This is a genomic window from Stappia taiwanensis (assembly GCF_014635285.1).
GTDB classification, from domain to species: domain Bacteria; phylum Pseudomonadota; class Alphaproteobacteria; order Rhizobiales; family Stappiaceae; genus Stappia; species Stappia taiwanensis.
Map to the genome: position 1 here is coordinate 507,431 of NZ_BMCR01000001.1, position 26,616 is coordinate 534,046.

Sequence of the window (26,616 nt, forward strand, 5' to 3'; positions counted from 1 at the left end):
AGGAACCAAGTCGAAGCGGCCTGCCGGTAACGATCCCCCCCCCATTCCCGGCCTTTGCCGGCCTCGCCAAGCCCGCCGGTGCTTGCGAACGGGGGGGGATGCGTTTAATCAACCCGGGAACTGCCGGCCACGGGGGCAATGTAGGAGCTGATTCCGAAATGACGGTTAATTGCAACAAGACCGTGCGCGCGGGCGCGGTCGCTTTCGACAATTCGGCACCGATTGCCCTGATTGCCGGCCCTTGCCAGATGGAAAGCCGGGCGCATGTGCTGGAGTGCGCCGCCGCGGTGAAGGAAATCGCAGGTGCGCTCGGCATCGGCGTCGTGTTCAAGGCCTCCTTCGACAAGGCGAACCGCACCTCGATTTCCGCAAGCCGGGGCGTTGGCCTTGACGAGGCGCTGCCGGTCTTTGCAGAGATCCGTGAAACCTATGGCATGCCGGTTTTGACCGACATCCACTCGGCCGACCAGTGTGCGCCGGTGGCGGAAGTCGTGGACGCGCTGCAGATCCCGGCCTTCCTGTGCCGCCAGACCGATATTCTCGTTGCCGCCGCCAAGACCGGAGCGGTGGTCAACGTCAAGAAGGGCCAGTTCCTCGCCCCTTGGGACATGAAAAACGTGCTGACCAAGGTTCTTGAGAGCGGCAATCCCAACGTGCTCCTGACCGAGCGCGGCGCGTCCTTCGGCTACAACACGCTGGTGTCCGACATGCGCGCGCTGCCGGTGATGGCCGCCACGGGCGCCCCGGTCATCTTCGACGCCACCCACTCGGTGCAGCAGCCCGGCGGCAAGGGAAGCTCCTCGGGCGGCGAACGCGACATGGTCGCGGTGCTGGCACGCGCGGCTGTTGCCGTCGGCGTTGCGGGCCTGTTCATCGAAACCCATCCGGATCCGGACAATACCATCTCCTCCGACGGGCCAAACATGATTGCGCTCAAGGACCTGAAGGGACTTCTTCAGGAGTTGATGGAGATCGACGCGGTGTCCAAGAAGTACCGCGCCACCGCCTGACCCTCCGCCGCCGACCGGCGGCGGGCTTGCCCCCTTTCATCCCGCTTCCGGCCAGCCGCCGCGAAGCAATCCCCTCCGACCTCCGGCCCACAATCACCCAGCCGGACCGACATCTTCAGGGAGATGACTATGACCGCTATCGTGGACATCATTGGCCGCGAAATTCTCGACAGCCGTGGCAATCCGACCGTGGAAGTCGACGTTTACCTGGAGGACGGCTCCTTCGGCCGCGCCGCCGTGCCGTCCGGCGCCTCCACCGGCGCCCATGAGGCGGTTGAGCTGCGCGATGGCGGCTCCCGCTATCTCGGAAAGGGCGTCACCGCGGCGGTCGATGCGGTCAATGGCGAGATCTTCGACACGGTCGGCGGCCTCGACGCGGAAGACCAGATCAAGATCGACGAGGCGATGATCGCCCTCGACGGCACCGAGAACAAGGCCCGCCTCGGCGCCAATGCGATCCTCGGCGTGTCCCTTGCCGTCGCCAAGGCGGCCGCCGATGCCAGCGGCCTGCCGCTCTACCGCTATGTCGGCGGCAGCGGCGCGCGCGTGCTGCCGGCGCCGATGATGAACATCATCAACGGCGGCGCCCATGCGGACAACCCGATCGACGTACAGGAATTCATGATCATGCCGGTTGGCGCACCCTCCCTGCGCGACGCCGTGCGCATGGGCGCGGAGGTGTTCCACACCCTGCGCAAGGCCCTGAAGGATGCCGGCCACAACACCAATGTGGGCGATGAGGGCGGCTTTGCTCCCAACATCGGCTCCACCGACGAGGCGATCGGTTTCGTCATGAAGGCGATCGAGACGGCCGGCTACCGCCCGGGCGAGGACATCTGCCTTGCGCTCGACGCGGCGTCGACCGAGTTCTTCAAGGACGGCAAGTATCACCTGGCCGGCGAAGGCAAGGTGCTCGGCCCGGACGAGATGGCCGCTTATCTCGCCGATTTCGTGAAGCGCTACCCGATCATCTCCATCGAGGACGGCATGGCCGAGGATGACTGGGCCGGCTGGAAGGCGCTGACCGAGATGACCGGTGACCGCTGCCAGCTTGTCGGCGATGACCTGTTCGTCACCAACTCCGCACGCCTGCGCGAAGGCATTGAGAAGGGCGTGGCCAACTCCATCCTGGTCAAGGTCAACCAGATCGGTACGTTGACGGAGACCCTGGACGCGGTCGAGACCGCCCACAAGGCCGGCTACACCGCCGTGATGTCGCATCGCTCGGGCGAGACCGAGGACGCGACCATTGCCGATCTTGCCGTTGCCACCAACTGCGGACAGATCAAGACCGGCTCGCTGGCGCGCTCCGACCGGCTCGCCAAATACAACCAGCTCATCCGCATCGAGGAAGAGCTCGGCCAGCAGGCCCGCTACGCCGGCAAGGGCATCCTGCGCCGCTAAGCCGGTAGCCCAATAGCAGACAAAAAACGGCGGCCCATGGAATGATGGGCCGCCGTTTTGCGTTTCAGGCTCTGAACCGGTGGAATCAGGTGTCGCTTCCAGGCCGGGTCTCATGAGCGTGGCGGATGGCCGCCGCCAAGGTTTCCGGCGCTTCCGCCCCCATCACCATGAAGCGCTCATCGATGATGAAGCAGGGAACGCCGCTGACCCCGATGGCGCGGGCATTGTCGAGATCCCGCTGCACCTTGTCCTTGTCGGAATCGGTCGGCAGCAGCTCCGCCACCAGATCCGACATCATGCCCACATCATCGGCCGCCTGAATCAGGGTTTCCGGGTCGGTCAGATCGGCCCCTTCCACGAAATAGAGCTGGAACAGCCGCTCCGCCATTTCGCTCTGGGCGTTTTCCGCGCGGGACCACAGGATCAGCCGGTGGCAATCGAGGGTGTTGGGCGATTTGCGAATGCGGTCGAAGGCGAAGGGAATGTCTTCCGCAGCACCCGCCGCCCGCACGGGCTCATAGGCAGCCTCGGCCCGCTCCGCGCCGCCGAATTTCTCATTGAGATATTGCGCCCGGTCCTTGCCTTCCGGCGGGAGCGTCTCATCGAGCTGAAACGGCATCCAGCGCAAGGACACCGCGATATCGGGCACTTCGGCCAGGGCCTTTTCCAGCCGGCGCTTACCGATATAGCACCACGGGCACATCACATCGGACACGATATCGATACGCAGGGGATCGCCTTCTTCCATCAAACAGTCCTTCAGCGTTGACGGCACCCGAGGAGTGCGGGCGGGCGTCTGTTCCGGATCCGCGCGCGAGCCGCCTCAGAGGAAGCTGGTCGCGCTCACGATCGATGACAGGCGACGGGCCAGCCGGCCGACGGCGGACGCGTCGCGCAGGACGACCATGTCGCCCAGCCCTTCGACCGTAGCAACAAAATCTTCCTCGCGCGAGGCAGCCAACGCCGCCGACCGCAAGGGATTGTCGCCTGCGGGAAGAAACGCTTCGTCATTCGCCGCGCTCCGCCACAGCGGATCGGGATGAAACGAGGCAAGCGGCACGGCCAGCGGCTCGCGGCCTTGCAGGGCCAGAAGCCTGGTGAGTTCAGAAAGGTAGCGATCATAGCCGGCACGCGGCAGCCGACCACGCTCGCCCAGATGCCGGTGGCGAAAGCGGCGCAGCAACGCGCCGGCCAGATGGCGCCGCGCCCCGGCTCGGATGGCGATCCGCACCCGCTCCGAAAGTTCGGCTGGGTTCAGCCCATGGGCCAGCACATCGCTCGCGCCCGCCGCGTGCAACCGGGCCGCGTCCGCACCATTGCGCGCACAGGCGATCACGGGAAGGTTGATATACCTGGGGTCGAAGCGCAGGCGGGTCACATAGTCGACCGCCATCTCCGGCGGACAATCGATCAGAACCGCATCGAACCGCCGGCTTTCCAGAAATTGCGTCGCCATGTCGAACGTAAAGGCGCCGACGATTTCGAACCGTCCCGCGCCCACGCCGAACACCGCGCCGAACCGATGGCTGAGACCGAGGGCCAGAAGGCCAATGGTCGAATGCTCTGGCGCACCGGCCGGCCATTCGCCCGGCAAGGGGCCGAACACCTGCCGCCGCAGCCGGATTTCACTGAGACGGCCGACCTCGCGGATCATGTCGCCCAACCGGTCCGCGAACAGCGGGGCCGAAAGGCTTGTGTCCGCATAGGCGGCAGGGCGCACGGTCCCGTCATGCTGTCCGGCGCGCCCGCCGATGACGAAGACAGGAAGTTCCAACCCGCGAGCCCGGGCGAGGTGCACCAGTTCCGCCAGCGGGCTGTTGCGGATCGGCGCGGGGGCATGGCCCCGAAAGTGGACGACGGCATCGGGAAACCGACTATGCTCCCGTGCCAACTGGAGGGCTTCCTTCGACGTTAGCTCGAACCAGCCGACCAGCCCGTCAGTCAGCCAGGGCCGTGCCTGAGGCATCTCCGCATCGACTTCGATTTCGATGGCAACCGATGGCGCAACGCCGGCGCCGCTGCGCGGCAACGGCCCCAGTTTAGCGGGCACGGCATCGCCTCCCGCTGGAGTGGAGAGAGGCTTCAGTCCGCACGGCCACCGCTGTCACCCTCGTTTCACGCAACCGCAGCATGGCGCAAGCTCACCCGGTCCGACAGGGCCGACCGGTCGACCGCACCGTTCTCCTTGCGCGGCAGGGCAGTCAGCGACAGGATCCGGTGCGGAATTTCCGCCAGGCCGGCCCGCTCCGCATCGAGATAGGCGAAGAACCCTTCAATATCGAGATGGAAGCCGTTTTGCGGCACCAGGGCAGCATAGACCCGGGCGCCGAGAATGCCGTCATCGACCAGAAACGCGGCCGCCTCCTTCATGCCGGGGAAGGCACCATAGAGCGCATCCAGTGCGGGCAGGGAGAACACGCCCGGCGCGGAGTTGCCGGGAATGCCAACGCCCGAAACCCCATGTTCGGACATCCTGACGGGCAGAAGCGTATCGACGAACCCCGCCTTGTCGGTGGGGATCCGCACCCGCGAGGACGGCCAGGCGGAATCGGCGACCATGGCACCGCGCACCTTCAAGGTGTTCGGCCCGCTGCCGCCCTCCATCTCGGTATCGACCTCGATTTCCAGGAGCGCGGGGCCATTGGCGGCACTTGACGGCGAACCGATCCGACCGCTGCGGAATGGACGGGGCAGGGCGCTGCCCTCCCGGCGGCGGGCGATCATCGCGAACTCGTCGATCACATGCAGATCGACGAGGTCCCGATTGGTGGCGCGCGGAACGGGGGCGGCCGAATGAGCGCTCCACACCGCGACAACCCTGCATTCCATGTTGTCCAGACGCTTCTCCAGACTGCCGACGAGGCTGCCGGGGCAAAGGACGCAATCGGCACCGACGGCATCCACATGCGCGGCCAGCCGCCGCAGGGACCGGGGCTGGTGCAGATGCAAGGTGCCGCCGGAGAGCAGCCAGGGCATCAGCCCGGCGCCGATCCCGGCCATGCCGGTCACCGCATAGGGCAGTACGAATTTCGGCGCCTCCGGCAGGGAAAGCTCCAGATAGGGCATCAAGCCTGCGGCAATCCACTGATTGTGGCTGCGGGCGATCGGCAGCGGCTCGCCGCTGGTGCTCTGGGTCCAGGTCAGCGTCGCCACATGATCGGCGGCATCCGTTCCCCTGCGCGGCAGGTTGCCCGACAGATCGCCCATGCTGTCCGCACTGGCCCCGAGCACTTCGCCAAGCTCCATCACCCCATCGGGGACATCCCGGCCCAAGCCGAACACGAACCGCAGGGAGAACATTTCCGCCGCCGCGTCCCGCGCTTCCAGCCCGAGGCTCCGCCCGCCGAAGCTTTCGCCAGCGATCAGCGCCTTGGCCCCGGCGCGGGACAGGGCTTCCAGAACGTTCTTCTGGCGCCAGTAGAGCGGCAGCGGGGCCACCACCAGTCCGGCCCGCAAGGCGGCGAGCAGGGCGATGACACCATCCACCGTGTTCGGCGTCTGCAGGCCGATCACGTGATCCGGCTGAAGCCCCACCGCACCGAAGAAGCTGGCAAGCTGGGTGATTTCCTCATCCGCCTGGCCATAGGTCAACTGGCGTGCGGCACCGGGAATCCAGCCCGCGCGATCCGCCGGGTCGCATAGGGCGAGCCGGTCCGGATGGGCCATCGCGGTCTTGCGGAACAGCGCGTCGAGGGTGACGCGGCCCCAGATGCCGCTCTTCTGATGCGCTTCAATGGTCTTCAGCGGTGTCAGGATCATCGCAGGTCTTCCAGCGCCTATTGCCCGGCCTCAGTGGCCCACCAGGTTTCGAAACGAGGCCCGGAAACGGCATGTTTCCCGGGCCGGCTGATCTTGTCCCAACGGGCCACCCACTTTTCCGGCAGGTGAAACAGCGGAACCACATAGTGGCCCGAAATCAGCGCCCGGTCGAACGCCCGCACCGCCGAGACGAAATCGCCGGCGCTGCGCGCGGCCAGCATCGCGGTGATCATCGCATCCACGGCGGCGCTCTGCACCCCGGCATAGTTGAAGGAGCCCTGCTGCCCGGCGGCGGCACTGCCCCAGCGGTAGCGCTGTTCATTGCCGGGCGACAGCGACGCAAGCCAGGTGTTCAGCACCATGTCGTAATCGAAGCTCTGACGGCGACGCTGATACTGGGCGCTGTCGGCGCTGCGCACCGTTGCCTTTATCCCGACCAGCGCCAGCACCCGCTGATAGGCGAGCGCAAGCCGTTCCTGATCCTTCGCCGCAACCAGCATCTCGAAGGTGAGGGGAGCACCGTCCGGCCCCTTCATCTCACGCCCGTCGATGGTGTAGCCGGCCTCTCGCAGCAGACCGACCGCCGCGCGCAGAACCTTGCGATCGCGCCCGGACCCATCGGCCTCGGTCGGGCCCCAGCGTCCTTCCAGCACATCTGGCGCGATCTCTTCCATGTACGGCTCAAGCAGCGCCCGTTCGCGCGCATCGGCCGGACGGCCGCGCGAGGACAGGATGGAGTTATCGAAATAGCCACCGGTGCGCTGGTAGAGCCCATGATAAAGGTTGCGATTGACCCATTCGAAGTCGAACAGCATAGCCAGCGCCTGCCGTACGCGCGGGTCAGAGAACACCGGCCGGCGGGTGTTGAAGACAAAGCCATACATGCCCGCCGGGGTCCCCAGCGTGAAGCTGTCCTTGATCACCTTGCCCTCGGCCACCGCCGGGAAGTCGAAGCCGGTCATCCAGCGCGCCGGGTCGGCCACCGGCAACAGCGAGACAAGGCCCTTCTTGAAGGATTCCAGCAGGGTGTTCTCGTCGCGGTAATACTCGATGCGCACCGTGTCGTAGTTGTAAAGGCCGCGCCGAATTGGCAGATCCTTCGCCCAGTAGTCCGGATTGCGCCGATAGGTGATGTGATTGCCCGGCTCGACCTCGTCGATGATGTAGGGACCGGAGCCGAGGGGCGGCACCAGCGTGCTCTTGTCGAAGGTCTGCGGGTCAATCGCATGGCGGGCGAAGATCGGCGACAATCCGACCAGGAGCGGTAGTTCCCGGTCGGATCCGTCCTCGAAGGTGAAGCGCACACTGCGCGGGCCGGTCTTTTCCATCGCCGTGATGCGGTTATAGCGGGCACGGAAATGCGGACGCCCCTTGTCTCGCAGGATCTCGAAGGAAAAGATCACATCCTCGACGGTGACGGGCGTCCCATCGGAAAACCGCGCCTTTTCGTTCAGCGTGAACTCAATCCAGTCGCGCGCCTCCGGCATCCGCACCGCCTCGGCGAGCAGGCCATAGAGCGAAAAGGGCTCGTCCATGTTGCGATCGAGCAGGCTTTCGATCACCAGCGCGCCATAGTCGGAATCCCGGATGCCGCGCGCGGTGGTCGTGCCCCCTTGCACGATGAACTGATTGAGACTGTCGAAGCTTCCCTGCACCCCATAGGTGACCGCCCCGCCCTTGGGAGCATCCGGGTTCGCATAGGGAAGATGCGAAAAATCCGCCGGCAGGGCAGGCGCCCCGTGCATGGCGATACCATGGGCGGGTGCCGGCATCTCGTCGGCGGCCAGGACGGCGCTCGATGCGCACACCCCCAGGGCACCGGCTACCAGGACCCGCGCGGAGGACAGAATCAGGAAGCGAAAGCGTTTCATCATGGTCAGACCGTAGCGGCTCAATCACTTTGTTATGGTTAACACAATGTCAAAATCCCAATCTGGTGTGGAGCCCCACCCCAGCCAAGGGATTGAGGGCCCGGCGCGGCCAGTCAATCCGGGGTGAAGGTGATGCAAATTCGCACAGGTGCCGAGTTTTTTGTCCTCGCGTGGGATGTGGTGCGGCAGATTTCGCCGGTCATTCTGGATATTTGAGTAGCAAGGCTGTAAAGATGCGCGCGGAGCAGACAGGTCAATGTCTCGCCGCAATCGCCACGCACATGAAGGGCGAACGCGAGTTATCACGGCGCGACGGATCTAGAAGCCACTTCGGTTTCAGTGCGAGGCAACGGCGCGTCGCATCCAACCGCGCCGCAGCGACACCACGGACGTAGGGACGCATTTGATGGTTATGAGTTTCAAGACGCAACTGGCGGGGCTGTCGATTGCCGCTGCCGTATTCGCCGCGGCACCGGGCGCCCTTGCCCAGACCGTTGAGCCGGCCGCGGACTCGCCGTGGGTCAAGGTCTGCAACACCGACCCGCAGTCCAAGAAGGAAGTCTGTGTCGTCACGCAGGAGCTGCGCACCGACACCGGTCAGTTCCTTGCTTCCGTCGCCGTCCGTGAAATTGGCGGCGAAGCCCGCAAGACGCTGCTGATCGCCGTGCCGCCGGGAATGCTGATCCAGCCGGGCCTGCGCGTTCAGGTCGACGCCGGCAAGCAGAACGAAGCCAAGTATGGCATCTGCTATCCGAACGCCTGCTATTCCGAGCTGGTCATCAACGACGAGTTCATCACTTCGATGAAGAAGGGCAATGCGCTGATCCTGACCACGCTGAACCAGCAGGCCAAGCAGGTCCCGTTCCAGCTCACGCTCACCGGCTTCACCAAGGTCTACGACGGCGCGCCGATCGACGCTGCCGCACTTCAGCAGAAGCAGCAGCAGTTGCAGTCGGAGCTGCAGAAGCGGGCCGAGGAGGCCCGTCAGAAGCTGATCGACAAGCAGAACGAGGCGACCGGCGCCAACTGACCGGCCAGCCAGATTTGAAGACCCGAAAGCGCCGCAGTTCGACTGCGGCGCTTTTTTGTTGGCCGGCCTTGTGCAAGCGCGTCCCTTGACTGGCATCCATTGCCAAACAAGGACAGGAAAGCGGAAAAAGGGGCTCGATCCCCTGACAGTAAGGCACCCTCCTTTTGGGCGCATGGAAAGGGTGCTAGATTGACCAGTGCAAGAGGGGAGATTGGCCCAGTGCATGGGCCTCCTGCGCCAGCACCTGCGGAACCATTGGGGAAGGCCCGCAGTTGTTATCCTGAATATGCGGCCGTCCTGTTTCCAAGGAGCTACGCCATGCATTCACGTGATACCTCACCCCACCCCAAAACTCTTTCCGGAGGCGCGGCGCTGTCTGCCCTCGGCGCCTGTCTTCTTCTGGCCGCTCCCGCCTTCGCGCAGGAAGCTCCCGATGCGAAGGCGATGATCGCCGATGCCTTGCGGGCCGCGCCGCCAAGCATTGCCAAAACCGCCACGGTTTCGGACCTGGAAGGCAATATCCTGCGTGAAGGAAACAGCGAGTACACCTGTTATCCCGCCCCACCCACCGTCGCAGGCCCCATGTGCATGGACGCCGAATGGCGCCGCTGGATGAAGGCATGGATGGGAAAGGAGCCATTCACGGCCGAACGGGTGGCCATCGCCTACATGCTGGCCGGTGACATGCCCGGCGGCGGCGCGAGCAACATCGATCCGGCAGCCGACACCCCGACCGCCGACAATCAGTGGGTCGTCGAGGGACCGCATATCATGATCATCTCGCCCGACCCAGCGGCCTATGCCGGGTTGCCGACCACGCCGGACACCGATGGCCCCTATGTGATGTGGAAGGACACTCCTTACGTCCACATCATGGTGCCGGTTGCGGAAAGGCCGGAACAGCGCAGCATTCAGTAAAAACGCGCAAATGAATGACGCGGCCCGGAGGCGCCTTGCCGTCCGGGTCGTCCACCGAACCGCTCAGGCGCTCAATGAGACGCTGGCAGCGGGTTCGAAGCTGTTGCTAATGCAGCTCTACGTCTCGGGGCAGATAGGAGCCGTCGGCCTGTTGCTCGAAAATCTCGTCCACCTGCGGATGGCGCACCGGTTCGCCGCTCTCGTCCGGGACGAGGTTCTGCTCCGAAACATAGGCGACGTATTCGGTTTCGGCGTTTTCCGCGAGCAGATGATAGAAGGGCTGGTCGCGGTCCGGACGCACATCGTCGGGGATCGCCTCCCACCATTCCTCCGTGTTGCCGAAGGTCGGATCGACGTCAAAGATGATGCCGCGGAAGGGATAGACCCTGTGGCGGACAACCTGACCGATCATGTATTTCGCAATGCGCATCTTACTCTTCGACCCTTTCCGCGCCCGAAGGCGCGGTGGTTCAACGGGCGCTCTACAAGTCACGCCCGCTTGCCATTGTCAAGCCCTGGCGGGAAGAGGCGTCAAGCCACCTCCCGCAAGGGCATTTTATCTCATTCCGCGGCGTAGACCCGAGCAAAATCCGGGTCTTTTTCCGTCACCAGCCGGGCCAGATCGTCGATCACCTTGGCCTGCTTCCAGGTGGCGTCATCCTGCATCTTGCCGTCGATCATCACCGCGCCGGTGCCATCGGGCATGGCCTTGATGATCTTGCGGGCAAAGGCGACCTCGCCCGGCTCCGGGCTGAACACCTTCTTGGCGATATCGATCTGGCTCGGATGCAGCGACCAAGCCCCGACACAGCCCATCAGGAAGGCATTGCGGAACTGCGCCTCGCAGGCGGCTGCATCCGAGAAGTCGCCGAACGGGCCGTAAAATGCCTTGATGCCGGCGGCCATGCAGGCATCCACCATCTTGGCGACCGTGTAGTGCCACAGATCCTGCTGGAAACCGGCGCGCGGCGCGCCCTCGGCCGTGCCGTCGGCCAGCACCATGTAATCGGGATGTCCGCCGCCGACCCGCGTCGTCTTCATGCCGCGCGAGGCGGCAAGATCGGCCGGGCCAAGGCTCATGCCATGCATGCGCGGGCTGGCCGTGGCGATGCTCTCCACGTTCTTCACGCCTTCGGCTGTTTCCAAAATGGCGTGGATCATGATCGGGCGGGAGATCCCGGCGCGGGCTTCGAGCTGCGCCAGCAACTGATCGAGATAGTGAATGTCCCAGGCGCCCTCGACCTTGGGCAGCATGATCACATCCAGCTTGTCGCCGACCTCGGTGACGATCTCCATCAGATCATCGAGCACCCAGGGGCTGTTCAGGCAATTGATCCGTGTCCACAGACCGGTGGAACCGAAATCATTTTCCCGTGCCATCTCGATGAAGCCGCGCCGCGCCGCCGTCTTCTGATCGGCGGGAATCGCGTCCTCCAGATTGCCCAGCACCACATCGACCCGGGAAATCAGATCGGGCACCTTCGCCCGCATCTTCTCCACATGCGGCGGCACGAAATGAATCATCCGCTCCAGTTGCACGGGCAGGTCGCGAAGCGGCGCGGGTGCACCGATCGCCAGCGGTTGGTAAAATGCGCGGGGTGTCTTCAAGGGGTCCTCCCAACAAAAAGCCAGCCTCCCGCCACCACCTCTTGAGAAAATGGCCGGAGGGATCAGATCGCAGATGCTCCCTGTCTATACCGCTTTTGCTGCGGTGCAAACAAACTCATGCCGGATGGCTGGGCCGCATCGGCCGAAAGGGCAGGGAAGTGGAACGGCTCAGCGGGCTGGACCGTCGATCCATTTGCGCATGATCCACATCCACTGTTCCGGGTATTCGCGAATCCATGTCTCGAACCGGGCGTGGTAGCGGCGGGTCGCCTCCAGCGCATCGGCCTTGCGGTCGCCGCTCTGCGGCATGGGCACCACCTCGGCCTCAATGCGGAATCGGCTGCCGGGCAGGCGGATTACCCGGCAGGCGATCAGCGGCACCCGGGCTGCGAGCGCGATGGTGGCCGGATAGGGGGTGGCATAAGCCTCCCGGCCGAAAAACGGCACGACCACACCGCGCAGATCGCGCAGATCCGCCAGCATCGCCACCCGGCCGCCGGAGCGGGCAAGGCTGAGAAGGCGCCGCGCGGTGTCATGTCCCTTGGCGAAAAGACCGGCGGGATAGACCGGCGCCCGCAGGTCATGCAGCAGGGTTTCGGTGAGCGGGTTCTTCAGCGCCTGATAGACCCCGGCGGTTTGCCATCCGGCGGCATGCCCGCCAAGCGCGGTCACCTCCCAATTTCCGGCATGCATGGAGACGATCACCGCACCGCCCTCGCCAACCGTCTCGCGCACCCCATCCACGTCGAACTCGAAACGGGACCGGTCGGCGACGATCCGGTCCAGCTGCAGGGTTTCGGCCATCACCTGACCGAGGTTTTCCCATGCATCGCGGGCCAGCGCCTCGCGCTGGTCTACGGGCATGTCGGGAAAGGCATGGCGGATGTTCTCCAGCGCCCGCTGATGCCGCCGGTTGAACGGAGCCACCCAGCGCCAGCCCTTGCCGATCGCCCGGGCGGCCATGGTCGGCGGCATCAGCCGCACCAGGGCAACGCCCGAGCGCAGCAAGGCCCACTCCAGCCAATAGCGAAGCCGCCGCAACACCCCATGCCGGGGGGCGGAGCCACGTGCGCGATCCATCGCCGTCATCCTGTGCGCCCGGTCCCTTTGCGTCCCGTTGCGGTGCGGTAAGGTGCGGCGTTGACCGCCCCCCGCGAACCCGATAGGCCTCGTGGTGCTTACCCAAGCACCGGAAGGAAGGCAACCTGCCGCGCCAGCTTCGGGGCGATCCGGTTCGGAGATTTCGATGAACAGTGTGATTTCCTTGGCACTTCCGTTCTTCGGGCTGATCTTCCTTGGCATCGCCGCCGGCAAGTTTCGCAAGATACCCGCCGAGGGTCTTGCCTGGATGCAGTTCTTCGTCATCTACCTCGCCCTGCCGGCCCTGTTCTTCCGGCTGCTAGCGCAAACGCCGATCGAGGAACTGACCAACGTCGCCTATGTGGCGGCAACGACCTTCGCCACCTATTGCGCCTTCGCCCTGGCGTTCTGCGTCGGCGTGTTCGCCTCGCGCGGCAATATCTCCGAGGCGACGATCCAGGCGCTCGCCGGGTCCTATTCCAACATTGGCTACATGGGGCCGGGGCTAACGCTGGCGGTGCTCGGACCCGCCGCCGCCGTGCCGACGGCACTGGTGTTCTGCTTCGATAACATCCTGCTGTTCACCCTGGCGCCGCTGATGATGGCGCTCGGGGGAACGGAAAACCATCCGCCGCTGGTCACCGTCCTGACCGTGCTGCGGCGGATCTTCACCCACCCGTTCATCCTCGCCACCATCGCCGGGGTGCTGGCCGCCGCCGTCGGATTTCAGCCGCCGCAGGCCATCGACACGCTGCTGACCTATCTTTCGAACGCCGCCGCCCCTTGCGCCCTGTTCGCCATGGGGGTGACGGTGGCCCTGCAACCGCTCGGGCGGGTGCCACTGGAAATGCCGGTGGTGCTGGCGGTCAAGCTGGTGGTGCATCCGCTGATCGTGCTCGGCCTTTTGAACTGGGTCGGCGGCTTCGACCCGGCCTGGGTGGCCACGGCGGTGCTGATGGCCTGCCTGCCGCCGGCGGCGAATGTCTTCGTCATCGCCCAGCAGTACAACGTCTATGTACAGCGGGCGTCGAGCGCCATCCTGATCGGCACCATTGCCTCCACCATGACCGTATCTCTGTTCATTTATGCCATTACCGAAGGAATCCTGCCCTTGCGCTGAACCGCCCGACCGGGAAGGATCATGCCCCAGACCACAGAGTGACGGGATGGATTTCATGCATGACCAGCCGCTGTCCGGGATCCGGGTGCTTGACTTCACAACGCTGCTGCCCGGGCCGCTCGCCAGCCTGATGCTGGCCGAGGCTGGCGCCGAGGTCATCAAGGTCGAACCGCCAGGCGGGGAGGCGATGCGCGGCTTTCCGCCGAAACACGGCCCGGCAAGCGCGCTCTACGCCATGCTCAACCGGGGCAAGACGACGCTGGAGATCGACCTGAAGGCGAAGGATGCCATCGAGCGCATCCATGCGCTTCTGCCCTCCGTCGATATCGTCATCGAGCAGTTCCGCCCCGGGGTGATGGACCGCCTCGGTCTTGGCGCCGAAGCGTTGCGGGCCCGCCATCCCCGTCTGATCTATTGCTCGATCACCGGCTTCGGGCAGTCGGGACCGCGCGCGCCGCAGGCCGGCCACGACATCAATTATCTGGCGCTCAGCGGCCTGCTTGCGCTTTCCCATGGCCCGGCGGAGGCGGCCGTTCTGCCCCCTGCGCAGATCGCCGATATCGGTGGCGGCAGCTTTCCGGCGGTGATGAACATCCTGCTGGCGCTGCTCAGGCGCGAGCGCGGCGGCAGCGGATGCCATCTCGACATCGCCATGACCGACGCCATGTTCACCTTCGCCCTGTTCGCCCAGGCACGTCTCGCAGTCACGGGCCGCGCGCCGGACAATGGCGCCGACCTTCTGACCGGCGCCTCGCCGCGCTACCGGATCTATGCCGCCGGTGATGGTGCGCCGATTGCCGTCGGTGCGCTGGAACAGAAATTCTGGGAGGCGCTGTGCGAGGTGATCGGCCTGCCAGAGCCCTTGCGCGATGACCGAAAGGATCCGGCGGCAACGATCAGGGGCGTTGCCACGTGTTTCGCCGCCCGTTCCGGCGCCGACTGGGCCGATGCGCTGCACCAAGCCGACTGCTGCGCCACACCGCTGGCGAGCCTTGCTGAGGCCTTCGCCGATCCGCATTTCCGCGAGCGCGGCCTGTTCGATTTTCAGGTGGAAACCGGGGAGGGGGAGATCCCCGCCATTCCGCTGCCGATCGCCCCAAGGTTTCGCGGCGCGCATCGGGCAGCGTCCCCCATCGTCAAGGCGATGGCGCCGCTGGACGAGCGGTAGACCGCCTTTGCGGGGAACGGGGCGGCGAGCGGGATCAGCCCCCGTTGCCGCCGATGGAGAGGCCCCGCATCAGCCGGGGACGGCCCAGCGACGGGGCGATGCCCTCGCGCATCATCATCCGGCGCAACGGCCCGATCCGGCCAATGGCGTAAAGCCCGAGACCGCGCAGTGCCTGAACCGGCAAAAGGTCCGACAGAAGCGAGCGGTTGAGCAGATCGACGGCGGCAACGCGCGAAGCGATATCCGGCCGCCGCGCGCGCTCATAGCGCTCCAGCGTGGCCGCACCGCCGATATCCTCGCCGCGTGTCTTGGCCGCCACCAGGATTTCGCCAAGGGCCGCCACATCGCGCAAGCCGAGGTTGAGCCCCTGCGCGCCGATGGGCGGAAACACATGGGCCGCTTCGCCGATCAGGGCACAGCGCGCCGCGCCGAGCCTGTTGGCGCTGAGCCCGCCGAGCGGGTAGATATGCCGCGCCCCGGCGATCCGCATGGCGCCCAGAACCGAATGCGCGCGCCGTTCCAGCTCCGCCGCCAGCGCATCGTCCGGCAGCGCCTTGAGCCGTTCGGCCTCTTCCGGTTCGACCACACAGACCAGTGAGGAGCGGTTGCCCTTCAGCGGCACCAGCGTGAACGGCCCGGTGGGCGTGTGGAACTCGGTCGAATGATCGTGATGGGGAACGTCATGTTCCAGATTGACGATCAGCGCCGCCTGCGGATAGCGCCAGTCGCGGGTGTCGATGCCGGCGGCTTCGCGCACCATCGAGCGGCGCCCGTCGGCGCCGACGACCAGCGCCGCCGTCACCGTTTCGCCGCTGTCGACGGTCACCGAGGCGCCCGTGGCATCCGAGCGGATCGCCTCGACCCGGCCGATGACCCGCACCAGGCCCGGCGTTTCCGCCGCAGTGGCGCCCAGCGCTCCGTTGAGATCGCGGTTGCGAATGTTGTAGCCGAAGGCGGGCAGGTCAAGTTCGGCGGCATCGAACACGGTCTCGGGCGCGCGAATCAACCGTCCGGTATCGTCAACGATGCGCATATGCGCCAGCGGCGCGGTGTGCGGTTCGATCTCCTGCCAGAGATCAAGGGCACGCAACAGCGCCACGGAAGAGTCCAGCAGCGCGGTGGTGCGGTCGTCCTCAGGCGGATCGGCCGGAGCCACCAGCGCGGTGGTGAACCCGTGGCGCGCCAGAAGGATCGCCATGGTCAGGCCGGACGGCCCCGCGCCGATGACGGCGACATCCACCCGGACCGCCGCCGTGTCCTTTTGTGTCGCGCTTCCCATGTGCCGGCTCCGTCGGTCGATGTGTTAGATTCTGCCGGAGAATGGCGCGCGGCGACGGATTTGCAAGTCCCCCCATCGGGCATATGGTCGCATTGGGAGGGTTACGGCTCAAAAAAGCCGGGCACAATGGCCTAGAAGCGGTACGACGCCGCAATACGAATTCGTGCATCCGTGCTGCGATGGCGGCGAACCGGTTTACAGAGTTGCGAAGGATTTTCTGCCCACCATGACCCAGATCTACGGAGAGTCCGGCAAACAAGGCACATCCCCGGGGCTATGGTCCCGCAGCCCCAGGATCGTGGTCTTTGCCGCCGTTGCGCTCGCCGCGCTGGCGGGCTGGGCCTATCTGGGAGCTATGGTCGCGGCCATGGTGCCGATGATGGACATGGGCGAGCTCGGCCCCGGCATGGCCATGTTCAACGCCTTCAACATCTTCGCCGGTCTGCCAGCGGAGGCGCGCGCGGCGCTCGCCGCCATCTGCCTGCCGGAAGGGGCGAGCACCTTCGGCATGCCTGCCTCGCAGATCTGGAACATTGCCGACGCGGGGCTTGTGTTCCTGATGTGGGTGATGATGGCGCTGGCGATGATGCTTCCCAGCGCCGCGCCGATGATCGCCCGCTTCGCCGAACTGCCGCAGCCGATGGTGGATCGGCCGGGCCGTGTCGTCCCAGTCATGATGCTTGCCGCCGGTTATCTGTCGATCTGGGGCGGCTACGGCCTTGTTGCCACGGTGGCCCAAGGGGTGCTGACGGCAGCGCGGATGATGTCGCCGATGATGTCCCCAGCCACCATGGTTCTGGCGGGAACAACATTGCTGGCCGCTGGCATCTATCAGTTCACCCCGGCGAAGATGGCCTGTCTCATCCGCTGCCAGCGGCCGATCCCGTTTTTCATGGAACGCCGACCGACGTCGCTGTTCGGGGTCTACCGGCTCGGCCTCATCCAGGGGCTTTTGTGTCTCGGTTGCTGCTGGGCGTTGATGACGGTGATGTTCGCGGTGGGTGTGATGAATGTGTTGTGGATCGCCGTGCTTGGCCTGTTGATGACCGTCGAGAAGACCGTGTTCCGGTTCTGGATCCCGCGTGCCATCGGTGTGTTCCTGATCGTCTGGGGCCTGTTCGTTCTCGCCCTTTCCGATGCCGGACAGAAGATCCTGTTCGGGTGAAAGGTAGCTTTTTGGAACATTTCCCTTGCAATTGGGGTGTTGTTGCAGTTGCGGAAACGCCCTTGTGCGGGCATACGGAAGATTGAACAGATGCGCCGCTGTCTTTTTTTGCGCGCGCTCGGCAACGATTTTTAGTACGAGGCAGAGCCCGTGGGAAAAGGCAAGATGGCAAATATTGACCAGACGGGCGCGGTGGCACGGGTTCCCAGCGCCCACCCCTTGTTCCTGATCCATGTGCTGACCGCACTGGGTGCGCCGATCGCACTTCTGGCGCTTTTGGCCGGCGCCCAGGGCAACTGGCCCATGCTGTTCGTCTGGCTTGGCATCGCCCTTGTGGTGGACGGGGTCGACGGCCCGCTGGCCCGCCGCTTCGATATCGCCCGGCGGATGCCGCAATGGTCCGGCGCCTCGCTCGATTTCGTCATCGACTATGCCACCTATGTGTTTCTGCCCGCCTTCGCCCTTGCCGGAAGTGGCATGCTGGACGGGCCGTGGAACTGGATCTGCGGCGGTCTGGTGGTGTTCACCGGCGCGCTCTACTTCGCTGACAACGCGATGAAACAGCCGGACGGCTCGTTCAAGGGCTTTCCCGCCGGCTGGAACATGGTGGTGTTCGGGCTGATGGTGCTGTCCTCCTCGCAGGTCTTCACCGTGCTGTTCGTCCTGGCCCTGTGCGTTTTGACCTTCGCGCCGATCCGCTTTGTTCACCCGGTGCGGGTTGCCCGCTGGCGTGGCCTCACCCTGACGATCACCCTGATCTGGTTCATCGCCGCCGGCTTCGCCGTCGCCAACGGCATGTCGGCCGAGGGCCTGGTGAAATGGGCGCTGTCCCTGTCGAGCCTCTACCTGTTGCTGGTTTCGGCCGTACACCAGCTCCTGGAGCAGTTGCGCTGACGCTCCGCGCGATCTGACGGACCAGCAGGCACGGCAATGATGGACCTTCTCGGCAACCCGGCGGTTTGGGCAAGCCTCTTCACCCTGACGGTGATGGAAATCGTTCTCGGTATCGACAACATCATCTTCATCTCCGTCATTGTCAGCCGGCTGGAAGAAAAGGCCGCCAAACGCGCCCGGCAAATCGGCCTGGCGCTGGCGCTGATCTTCCGGATTGCCCTGTTGTCGATCCTGACCGTGCTGATCGGCCTGACCGAGCCGGTGTTCTCCCTGTTCGGCGAAGCCTTCTCCTGGCGCGATCTGATCCTGCTGGCCGGCGGGTTGTTCCTGATCGTCAAGGGCACCCACGAGATCCATCAGGGCATCGAAGGCGGCCATACGGAGCAGTCCGGCGCGGCAGCGGTGGGCTTTGGCGCGGTGATCGCTCAGATCATCGTCATCGACATGGTGTTCTCGGTCGATTCCATCGTCACCGCCATCGGCATGGCCCAGCACGTCGAGGTGATGGTGGCCGCCGTGGTGATTGCGATGATCGCCATGTATATCGCCTCCGGACCGATTTCCGCCTTCGTGCAGCGCCACCCGACCACCAAGATGCTGGCGCTGGCCTTCCTGCTGCTGATCGGCGTTGCCCTGGTGGCGGACGGCCTCGGCTTCCACATTCCGCGCGGCTACATCTACTTCGCCATGGCGTTTTCCGCCGGTGTCGAGATCATCAACATTCTCGCCTCGGCCCGCCGCAAGGCGGGATAGGCGAGGGGCTTGCCGCCAGCGGCGCGCGGCTCCATGATCCGGATACGAACACGAGTTCAATCATCTGGAGCAAAACATGGTTCACGCGATCACGGTGCATGAGACGGGCGGTCCCGACGTTCTTCGCTGGGAAGAGGTGTCCGTCGGCGCACCGGGGCCGGGCGAGGTGCGCCTGCGCCATACGGCCGTCGGCCTCAACTACATCGACACCTATTTCCGCTCCGGGCTCTATCCCGCACCGGCCGGTCTGCCGTTCATTCCGGGCAACGAGGGCGCCGGCGTGGTCGAGGCGGTCGGCGAGGGGGTGACCCATCTTTCCGCCGGCGACCGGGTGGCCTATGCCGGCCCGCTCGGCGCCTATTCGGAGGAACGGCTGATCGCCGCCGACCGGCTGGTGCGCATTCCCGAAGGCATCGACGACCGCACCGCCGCGGCGATGATGCTGAAGGGCATGACCGCCCGCTATCTGCTGCGCCAGACCTACAAGGTCACCAGCGAGACTGTCCTGCTGTTCCATGCCGCCGCCGGCGGCGTCGGGCTCATCGCCGGCCAATGGGCGGCAACGCTCGGCGCCACCGCCATTGGTACCGTCGGGTCGGATGAGAAGGCCGAGCTGGCGCGCGCCAACGGCTACGCCCATGTGATCAACTATCGCACCGAGAATTTCGTCGAGCGGGTGAAGGAGATCACCGGCGGCAAGCTCTGCGACGTGGTCTACGATTCCGTTGGCAAGGACACCTATCCCGGCTCGCTCGACTGCCTCAAGCCGCGCGGCCTGTGGGTGTCCTTCGGACAGTCCTCCGGGCCGATCGAGGATTTCAACCTCGCGATGCTGTCCGCCAAGGGATCGCTGTTCGCCACCCGGCCGACGCTGTTCAGCTACATCGCGGAACGCGCCGATCTGGAGGAAACCGCAAATGACCTGTTCGATGTGGTCGGGTCCGGCGCGGTGACCATTGCGGTCAACCAGGACTATCCGCTGAAGGACGCCAAACGCGCCCATGAGGACCTTCAGGGGCGCAAGACCACTGGCGCCAGCGTCTTGCTGCCCTGACAACGGCTCGGGAGACGGGCGTGGCCAGAAATTGGTCACGCCCGCGACCTCCCACCCGTCACCGGAGGCCTGTTTTCGTCCATGGACCGCGTCCGCCATCTGCATGGTCCGGCCCTGCGCTACTTCGCCGCCGTGGCCGAAGCCGGCTCGATCCGCGCCGCCGCGCGGGAGTTGCATGTCGCCTCCTCGGCGGTCAACCGGCAGATCCTCTGGCTGGAACGCACGCTCGGCCATGAGCTGTTCGACCGGCTCGGCCGGGGCGTGCGGCTGACCGAGGCCGGCGAGGTGCTGCGCGCCCATGTGCTGCGCACCCTGTCCGACTTCGAGGCCACTGCCGGGGAGCTCGATGCGCTGACCGCCATGCGTCGGGGCACGGTCGAGATCGCCACGGTCGAAAGCGTTGCCGAAAGCCTGCTGCCGGGGGTCATCGCCGCCTTTCGCGACAAGTTCCCCGGCGTTCATGTGTCGGTACGCCTGGCCAGTTCCGACAAGGTGGCCGCCGCCATCATTGCCGGCGAGGCCGATGTCGGCTTCACCTTCGAGCCGCCGGAGGACAATCGCCTCGCCATCGCCTTTTATCAGGACCTGGCCATCGGCGCGGTGATGCATCCCCGCCATCCGCTGGCCGCCGAGGCCCCGCTGTCCTTCGGCCAGTGCCTTGCCTATCCGGTGTGCCTTCCCGCAAGGGGGCTCTCCTTGCGCAAGCGTATCGACGTGGTGCTGTCCGAAACGCCGATCCGGGAGCGCGCCCATGTGGAAGCCAACTCCCTGAAACTGATGAAAGCAATCGCCCGCAGCGGTGATACCATTGCCTTTCAGACGATCCTGGGGCTGGAGCGGGAGATCGCCGAAGGCTCGCTCCTGTTTCGCACGCTCACCGATGCGCCCTTGCAGCGGGACCGGTTCACCATTCTTGCCACCGCCCACCGGGCGCTCAGCCGGGCGGCACAGGCCTTTTTCGATCATTCCGTGGCCGCATTGCGTGATCGGCTTTCCCTAATCGATGCCGATCCGGCATCATAGGGAACGCGAATCTGTTCTGGTGCCGATCTGCGTCCTGTTGCACTCTTCAGGTTTACGGGGCACCGGGTCGCAACCGGAGGTCGGACGCCGGGGCGTACTGCCCCCCGAGACTGGACGGGCTGGAGACGAAGGGGCAGGGGGCGGACCTTCACCCGGCCGGGTTTGTCATTCACACTGGAGCATGTTCCGGACCGAATTTCAGGTTCTCGAACAGGAGCATGCTCGACACTCAAGAGGCAGGATCTCTTTCCGGGGCCAAGGGGGGCGCCGAGGGAGTTTCAGAAGGCGCGGAGCCGACAATGGGACGACTGACCACCCACGTTCTCGATACGGCGCTTGGCCGGCCGGCCGACGGTCTGGCTCTCACGCTCTGGCGGGCGAGGGGACAAGCGGGCGACGGAGACTTCGAGCAGATCTGCAGCGCTGTGACCAACGCCGACGGGCGGGTCGATGCGCCGCTGCTGGAGGGCGATGCCTTCAAACCGGGGATCTACGAGCTCCGCTTTGAAGCCGGCGCCTATTTGCGCGCCCGCCACGGCACGGCGGGCGCCTTGCCGGATCCGTTATTCCTCGATGTCATCCCGCTGCGCTTCGGCATCGCCGAGCCGCAGGCGCATTATCATGTGCCGTTGCTGCTGTCGCCTTACGGCTATTCCACCTATCGGGGGAGCTGACCGCCATGCGCCATTCCATCCGCTTCCTGCATCGCGGAAAGGTCGTCGACCTGTCGGAGGTCGGCCCGACCGAGACGGTGCTCGACTATCTGCGTCTGCGCGCCGGATTGCCCGGCACCAAGGAAGGATGCGGCGAGGGCGATTGCGGCGCCTGCACCGTGGCCGTCGGCCGGCTGATGGAAGGCCGGCTGGTCTACCAGCCGATCAACGCCTGCATCCAGTTCCTGGCCATGCTCGACGGCACCGAACTGGTGACCGTGGAGGATCTGGCCGAGGATGGGCGGTTGCATCCGGTGCAACAGGCGCTGGTCGCCTGTCACGGTTCGCAATGCGGCTTCTGTACCCCCGGATTCGTGATGAGCCTCTTTACCCTCTATCACGCCGACGATGTGCCGCCGACGCGCAAGACCGTCACCGACTGGCTGGCGGGCAACCTGTGCCGCTGCACCGGCTACCGGCCGATTGTCGAGGCGGCCTTGCGCAGTTGTTTCAACGAGATCGACGACGCCTTTTCCCGCCGCGCCGCCGAAACGGTGAGCGCCTTGCGGGCGCTTGCCGATGGCGAGGATGTGTGGATTGGCGACGCGGAGCGGTTCTTCGCCGCGCCGCGCACCCTCGACGCGCTGGCCGAGCTCTACGCCCGCCATCCGGATGCAACTCTGGTGGCCGGCGCCACCGATGTCGGGCTCTGGGTCACCAAACAACTGCGCGATCTGCCGAAGGTGATCTGGATCGGCCGGGTGGAGGATTTCGACCGGGCGGAGGAAACCGCCGGCGGCGTCTTGATGGGCGCGGGCGCCACCTTCGCCGATGCCGAACCGCTGATGGAGCGGATCGACCCGGATCTTGGCGCGCTGTGGCGGCGGATCGGCTCCAAACAGGTGCGCGCCTCCGGCACGGTCTGCGGCAACATCGCCAATGGCTCGCCCATCGGCGACAGCCCCCCGGCGCTGATCGCCCTCGGCGCCACCCTTGAGCTGCGCAAGGGAGAGATCGCCCGCACCCTGCCGCTGGAAGACTTCTTCATTGACTATGGCAAGCAGGACCGGGAGCCGGGCGAGATCGTCACCGGGCTTTACGTGCCCCGGCTCGATCCCAATCAGGTGTTTCGCTGCTACAAGATCTCCAAGCGCTTCGATCAGGACATTTCCTCGGTGCTGTGCGCCCTGCGCCTGACCCTGGCCAATGGCACCATCACCGAGGCGCGCATCGCCTTCGGCGGCATGGCCGCGACCCCGGCCCGCGCCGAGCTGACAGAAACCGCCCTGATCGGCGCCCGCCCGGCCGAGCCGGCGAGCTGGGGCGGGGCCCTGCGCGCCCTTGCCGATGACTTCTCGCCGATCAGCGACATGCGCGCCAGCGAAGGCTACCGCCGGGAAGTGGCACGCGCCTTGCTAGCGAAAGCCCTGGTGGAAATCGGCGGCACACCGGAGGACAAAACGCGGGTGACTGGCCCTAGAGTTTCGGAGGCGCCCCATGCGGCATGAGGAGATGCAGCCGGATTTCTCGGAAATCCGCCAGCCGCGCCCCCATGACAGTGCCGTCCGGCATGTCACGGGCGAGGCGGTTTACGTGGATGACATCCGCGAGCCGTCGGGCACCTTGCATGTGGTGCCAGGTTGGGCAGATGACGCGGTTCGCGGCACCATCGCCGAGATCGACCTGACGGCGGTCCGCGCCGCGCCCGGTGTCGTTTCCGTGTTGACCGCCGCCGACGTCTCCGGCGCCAATGATGTGTCGCCCGCGCTCGGCGATGAACCGATGTTCGCCACAGACGAAATCTCCTTCTGGGGCCAGCCCGTGTTCGCCGTCGTCGCCGAAACCCGGGAGGCGGCCCGCCACGCCGCGCGGCTGGCGCGGATCGTCACCGATGCGCTGCCGCCGCTGCTGACCATTGAGGACGCGCTGGAGGCGAACGAAACGGTGCTGCCCGACTACCAGTTCCGCAAGGGCTCACCGGAGACCGGACTGGCAACGGCCGAACGCACCCTGACCGGATCCTTACGGATCGGCGGGCAGGAACATTTCTATCTGGAAGGTCAGGTGTCGCTGGCCGTACCGGGCGAGGAGGGGGACATGTTCGTCCATACCTCCTCCCAGCATCCGAGCGAGACCCAGCATGTAGTCGCCCGCGTGCTCGGCGTGCCCGATGCCGCCGTGACGGTCGAGGTCCGGCGCATGGGCGGCGGCTTCGGCGGCAAGGAAACCCAGGCCAATCACTGGGCGTCCATCGCCGCCACCGCCGCCCGGGTCACGGGCCGCCCCTGCAAGCTGCGGCTCGACCGTGATGACGACATGATCATGACCGGCAAACGCCACGACATGCGTGTCGACTGGACCGTCGGTCATGACGCGCAAGGGCGAATCCGTGTGGTGGACCAGCGCATCCATGCCCGTTGCGGCTATTCGGCGGATCTGTCGCTGGGCGTGGTCGACCGGTCGATGTTTCACGCCGATTCCTCCTATTTCTACCCGGACGCGCTGATCCGCTCCCGCCGGCTGAAGACCCACACCTGTTCCAACACCGCCTTTCGCGGTTTTGGCGGGCCGCAGGGCATGCTGGCGGCGGAGCGAATGATGGACGCGCTGGCGATCACCCTCGGGCGCGATCCGCTCGATCTGCGCAAGGAGAATTTCTACGGCGCAGGCCGCGACACCACCCCATACGGGATGCATGTCGAGGAACATGACACGCTGCATGCACTGGTCGCGCAGCTTGAGGAAAGCGCCGATTACCGCGCCCGCCGCGCCGAGATCACCGAGGCCAATGCCACCAGCCATATCCTCAAGCGCGGGCTGGCGCTGACCCCGGTGAAATTCGGCATCGCCTTCACCCTGAAGCATCTCAACCAGGCCGGCGCGCTGGTGCACCTTTACACCGACGGCTCGATCCACCTCAATCACGGCGGCACCGAGATGGGGCAGGGGCTGTTCCAGAAGGTGGCGCAGGTGGTGGCCGAGGTGTTCGGCGTCTCGCTCGACCGCATCCGCATCACCGCCACCCACACGGGCAAGGTGCCGAACACCGGCCCGACGGCCGCCTCCTCCGGCACCGACCTTAACGCCATGGCCGCGAAGATCGCCGCCGAGACCATCCGCGACCGGCTCATTGCTTTCGCCGTGGAGCATTTCGACGCCAATGCGGACACAATCTCGTTCCGCGACAATCAGGTTCTGATCGGCAACCGCTCGCTTTCGCTCGGCACGCTGGCGAAGGAGGCGCATCTGGCACGGGTGCAGCTCTCCTCCACCGGCTTTTACAAGACGCCGGACATCACCTGGGACCGACAGAGCGCCAGCGGGCGCCCGTTCCACTATTTCGCCTTCGGCGCGGCCTGTTCGGAAGTGACCATCGACACCATGACCGGCGAAATGCGGGTCGACCGGGTCGATATCCTGCATGACGTCGGCCATTCCCTCAATCCGGCCATCGATCTTGGCCAGATCGAGGGTGGTTTCGTGCAAGGCATGGGGTGGCTCACCACCGAGGAACTGGTGTGGGACGACAGCGGGCGCCTGCGTACCCATGCGCCCTCCACCTACAAGATCCCGACCGCCTCGGATGTGCCGGAGGATTTGCGCGTCGCGCTCTACGCCTCGTCCGGCAACCCGTCTCCGACCATCCATCGCTCCAAGGCGGTGGGCGAACCGCCGCTGATGCTCGCCATCTCGGTGTTCAGCGCGATCACCGACGCTATATCCAGTATCAACCCGGGCGTCGTGCCTGAGCTCGACGCCCCGGCGACGCCGGAGGAAATCCTCAAGGCGGTCGCCCGGATCAAGCGGACAAAGGCAACGAGATGACCCCCTGGCCCGCCATCGTCACGGCCCTTCGGACCCATGGCACCTGCGCCATGGTGACGGTGCTTGACGTGGCCGGGTCGGCGCCGCGCGAGCCCGGCGCGCGCATGGTGGTCGCGCCGGATCTGACGTTTTCCGGAACGATCGGCGGCGGCACGCTGGAATATCAGGTGATCCACAACGCCGCCGAGGCGGCCGCTGCCGGCCAGGACCGGTTCGCGGTGCAGCGTTTCTCTCTCGGCCCGGACCTCGGCCAATGCTGCGGCGGGCGGGTGAGCATCGCGATTGAGACCTTCACCCGGAACCGGCTGGCGGAAGCAACCCGGATGGCGGAACTCGGGGAGGGACCGTTTGCCACCGTCCTTTCAGTCGATCCGGCGGGGAACGTCGGCGCACGGCACCTCCTTGATGACCCTGCCGAGCGCACCTTTGGCCTTCATGCCGGTGAACTCGTGGAACGCTTCGGCGACACTCCGACGCCCGTGATGCTGTTCGGCGCCGGCCATGTGGGCAAGACGCTGGTGCTTGCGCTGGCCATGCTGCCGTTCAAGGTGGAGTGGATCGACAGCCGCGCCGATGTCTTTCCGGCCGCGGTTCCGCGCAATGTTACCTGCCGAACGGCGGAGCGACCGGAAGAGCTTGTCGGCATGGCCGCCCCCGGCACTCTGGTCTTGATCATGACCCACAGCCACGCGCAGGATCTGGCCATCGCCGATGCGGCCCTGCACCTGGCAGCCATCCGCCATGTGGGGATGATCGGCAGCGCCACCAAGGCGGCACGAATGCGCTCCCGCCTGCGCGCGGCCGGGCATGGGGAGGCGGCGCTCGCCCACTTCGTCTGCCCCATCGGCATTGCCGGCATTTCCTCGAAGGAGCCGGCGGTGATCGCCGCCTCGGTGACCGCCGATCTCTTGATGCGGCGCGAGGTGCTGTCGTCCGTCGTTGACACCACTGTCCACAATTATGACGGCAAGACGCTTGCCCACAGGATGCGAGCCGGATGAT

Annotated in this window: 23 protein-coding genes; 15 read left to right on the forward strand and 8 right to left on the reverse strand. The window is 65.7% G+C overall.

The window, feature by feature from the left end:
• Positions 1 to 158: 158 nt before the first annotated feature.
• Positions 159 to 1,010, forward strand: a complete 852-nt coding sequence (gene kdsA, locus IEV83_RS02290; protein ID WP_181761358.1) for a 3-deoxy-8-phosphooctulonate synthase — start codon at positions 159 to 161, stop codon at positions 1,008 to 1,010.
• A gap of 129 nt (positions 1,011 to 1,139) precedes the next feature.
• Positions 1,140 to 2,414 (forward strand): phosphopyruvate hydratase, encoded by a 1,275-nt coding sequence (gene eno / locus IEV83_RS02295; RefSeq protein WP_181761357.1) that lies wholly within the window; start codon positions 1,140 to 1,142, stop codon positions 2,412 to 2,414.
• 85 nt (positions 2,415 to 2,499) lie between these two features.
• Here the strand turns inward: eno and IEV83_RS02300 are convergent, their stop codons facing one another.
• From IEV83_RS02300 to IEV83_RS02315, 4 genes are all read right to left on the reverse strand, one after another.
• Positions 2,500 to 3,162, reverse strand: coding sequence for a DsbA family oxidoreductase (locus tag IEV83_RS02300; RefSeq protein WP_181761356.1), 663 nt, complete (start codon positions 3,160 to 3,162; stop codon positions 2,500 to 2,502).
• A 75-nt stretch (positions 3,163 to 3,237) separates the two neighbouring features.
• The gene (locus tag IEV83_RS02305; RefSeq protein ID WP_181761355.1) at positions 3,238 to 4,464 is read right to left on the reverse strand and encodes a PleD family two-component system response regulator; all 1,227 of its coding nucleotides are present in this window, start codon (positions 4,462 to 4,464) and stop codon (positions 3,238 to 3,240) included.
• Positions 4,465 to 4,529: 65 nt separating this feature from the next.
• Positions 4,530 to 6,173, reverse strand: coding sequence for an AMP-binding protein (locus IEV83_RS02310; RefSeq protein WP_181761354.1), 1,644 nt, complete (start codon positions 6,171 to 6,173; stop codon positions 4,530 to 4,532).
• Positions 6,174 to 6,190: 17 nt separating this feature from the next.
• A complete protein-coding gene (locus IEV83_RS02315) occupies positions 6,191 to 8,068 on the reverse strand; it encodes an extracellular solute-binding protein (protein WP_244628028.1) in 1,878 nt (625 codons plus the stop codon).
• Between the two features lie 388 nt (positions 8,069 to 8,456).
• Between IEV83_RS02315 and IEV83_RS02320 the strand changes: the two genes are divergently transcribed.
• Entirely contained in the window at positions 8,457 to 9,074 is a 618-nt protein-coding gene (locus IEV83_RS02320) for an invasion associated locus B family protein (RefSeq protein WP_244628029.1), read from the forward strand.
• Between the two features lie 444 nt (positions 9,075 to 9,518).
• Positions 9,519 to 9,992 (forward strand): hypothetical protein, encoded by a 474-nt coding sequence (locus tag IEV83_RS02325; protein ID WP_209002939.1) that lies wholly within the window; start codon positions 9,519 to 9,521, stop codon positions 9,990 to 9,992.
• Positions 9,993 to 10,098: 106 nt separating this feature from the next.
• Here the strand turns inward: IEV83_RS02325 and hspQ are convergent, their stop codons facing one another.
• From hspQ to IEV83_RS02340, 3 genes are all read right to left on the reverse strand, one after another.
• On the reverse strand, positions 10,099 to 10,422 hold the full coding sequence (gene hspQ / locus IEV83_RS02330) for a heat shock protein HspQ (RefSeq protein ID WP_181761352.1): 324 nt from the start codon (positions 10,420 to 10,422) through the stop codon (positions 10,099 to 10,101).
• A 131-nt stretch (positions 10,423 to 10,553) separates the two neighbouring features.
• Positions 10,554 to 11,600 carry an HpcH/HpaI aldolase/citrate lyase family protein gene (locus IEV83_RS02335; RefSeq protein WP_181761351.1) on the reverse strand — a complete coding sequence of 349 codons (1,047 nt, stop codon included), beginning with the start codon at positions 11,598 to 11,600 and terminating at the stop codon, positions 10,554 to 10,556.
• A gap of 168 nt (positions 11,601 to 11,768) precedes the next feature.
• Entirely contained in the window at positions 11,769 to 12,680 is a 912-nt protein-coding gene (locus tag IEV83_RS02340; RefSeq protein ID WP_181761350.1) for a lysophospholipid acyltransferase family protein, read from the reverse strand.
• Between the two features lie 166 nt (positions 12,681 to 12,846).
• On the opposite strand from IEV83_RS02340, the gene IEV83_RS02345 reads away from it, so the two are divergent.
• Both IEV83_RS02345 and IEV83_RS02350 read left to right on the forward strand, forming a co-directional pair.
• Positions 12,847 to 13,800 (forward strand): AEC family transporter, encoded by a 954-nt coding sequence (locus IEV83_RS02345; protein ID WP_181761349.1) that lies wholly within the window; start codon positions 12,847 to 12,849, stop codon positions 13,798 to 13,800.
• 55 nt (positions 13,801 to 13,855) lie between these two features.
• Positions 13,856 to 14,968, forward strand: coding sequence for a CaiB/BaiF CoA transferase family protein (locus IEV83_RS02350; protein WP_181761348.1), 1,113 nt, complete (start codon positions 13,856 to 13,858; stop codon positions 14,966 to 14,968).
• Positions 14,969 to 15,002: 34 nt separating this feature from the next.
• On the opposite strand, the gene IEV83_RS02355 is transcribed toward IEV83_RS02350, so the two are convergent.
• Positions 15,003 to 16,247 carry a UbiH/UbiF family hydroxylase gene (locus IEV83_RS02355; RefSeq protein ID WP_181761347.1) on the reverse strand — a complete coding sequence of 415 codons (1,245 nt, stop codon included), beginning with the start codon at positions 16,245 to 16,247 and terminating at the stop codon, positions 15,003 to 15,005.
• Positions 16,248 to 16,473: 226 nt separating this feature from the next.
• On the opposite strand from IEV83_RS02355, the gene IEV83_RS02360 reads away from it, so the two are divergent.
• The 9 genes from IEV83_RS02360 (at position 16,474) to xdhC (ending at position 26,615) form a co-directional block, all read left to right on the forward strand.
• Complete coding sequence (locus tag IEV83_RS02360) at positions 16,474 to 17,412, forward strand: DUF2182 domain-containing protein (RefSeq protein ID WP_181761346.1); 939 nt, start codon at positions 16,474 to 16,476, stop codon at positions 17,410 to 17,412.
• Between the two features lie 165 nt (positions 17,413 to 17,577).
• A complete protein-coding gene (locus IEV83_RS02365) occupies positions 17,578 to 18,306 on the forward strand; it encodes a CDP-alcohol phosphatidyltransferase family protein (RefSeq protein WP_181761345.1) in 729 nt (242 codons plus the stop codon).
• A 36-nt stretch (positions 18,307 to 18,342) separates the two neighbouring features.
• Positions 18,343 to 19,059 carry a TerC family protein gene (locus tag IEV83_RS02370; RefSeq protein WP_181761344.1) on the forward strand — a complete coding sequence of 239 codons (717 nt, stop codon included), beginning with the start codon at positions 18,343 to 18,345 and terminating at the stop codon, positions 19,057 to 19,059.
• Between the two features lie 76 nt (positions 19,060 to 19,135).
• Positions 19,136 to 20,113, forward strand: a complete 978-nt coding sequence (locus IEV83_RS02375) for a quinone oxidoreductase family protein (protein ID WP_181761343.1) — start codon at positions 19,136 to 19,138, stop codon at positions 20,111 to 20,113.
• Positions 20,114 to 20,194: 81 nt separating this feature from the next.
• A complete protein-coding gene (locus tag IEV83_RS02380) occupies positions 20,195 to 21,136 on the forward strand; it encodes a LysR family transcriptional regulator (RefSeq protein ID WP_181761342.1) in 942 nt (313 codons plus the stop codon).
• 299 nt (positions 21,137 to 21,435) lie between these two features.
• The gene (uraH, locus tag IEV83_RS02385) at positions 21,436 to 21,810 is read left to right on the forward strand and encodes a hydroxyisourate hydrolase (RefSeq protein ID WP_181761341.1); all 375 of its coding nucleotides are present in this window, start codon (positions 21,436 to 21,438) and stop codon (positions 21,808 to 21,810) included.
• Positions 21,811 to 21,815: 5 nt separating this feature from the next.
• Positions 21,816 to 23,297, forward strand: coding sequence for a xanthine dehydrogenase small subunit (xdhA, locus tag IEV83_RS02390; protein WP_181761340.1), 1,482 nt, complete (start codon positions 21,816 to 21,818; stop codon positions 23,295 to 23,297).
• Positions 23,287 to 25,614: a xanthine dehydrogenase molybdopterin binding subunit gene (gene xdhB / locus IEV83_RS02395; RefSeq protein WP_181761339.1), complete on the forward strand. Its 2,328-nt coding sequence runs from the start codon at positions 23,287 to 23,289 to the stop codon at positions 25,612 to 25,614. Before xdhA ends, xdhB begins: the two co-directional genes overlap by 11 nt.
• On the forward strand, positions 25,611 to 26,615 hold the full coding sequence (xdhC, locus tag IEV83_RS02400) for a xanthine dehydrogenase accessory protein XdhC (protein ID WP_181761338.1): 1,005 nt from the start codon (positions 25,611 to 25,613) through the stop codon (positions 26,613 to 26,615). Before xdhB ends, xdhC begins: the two co-directional genes overlap by 4 nt.
• The last annotated feature ends 1 nt before the right edge of the window (position 26,616 follow it).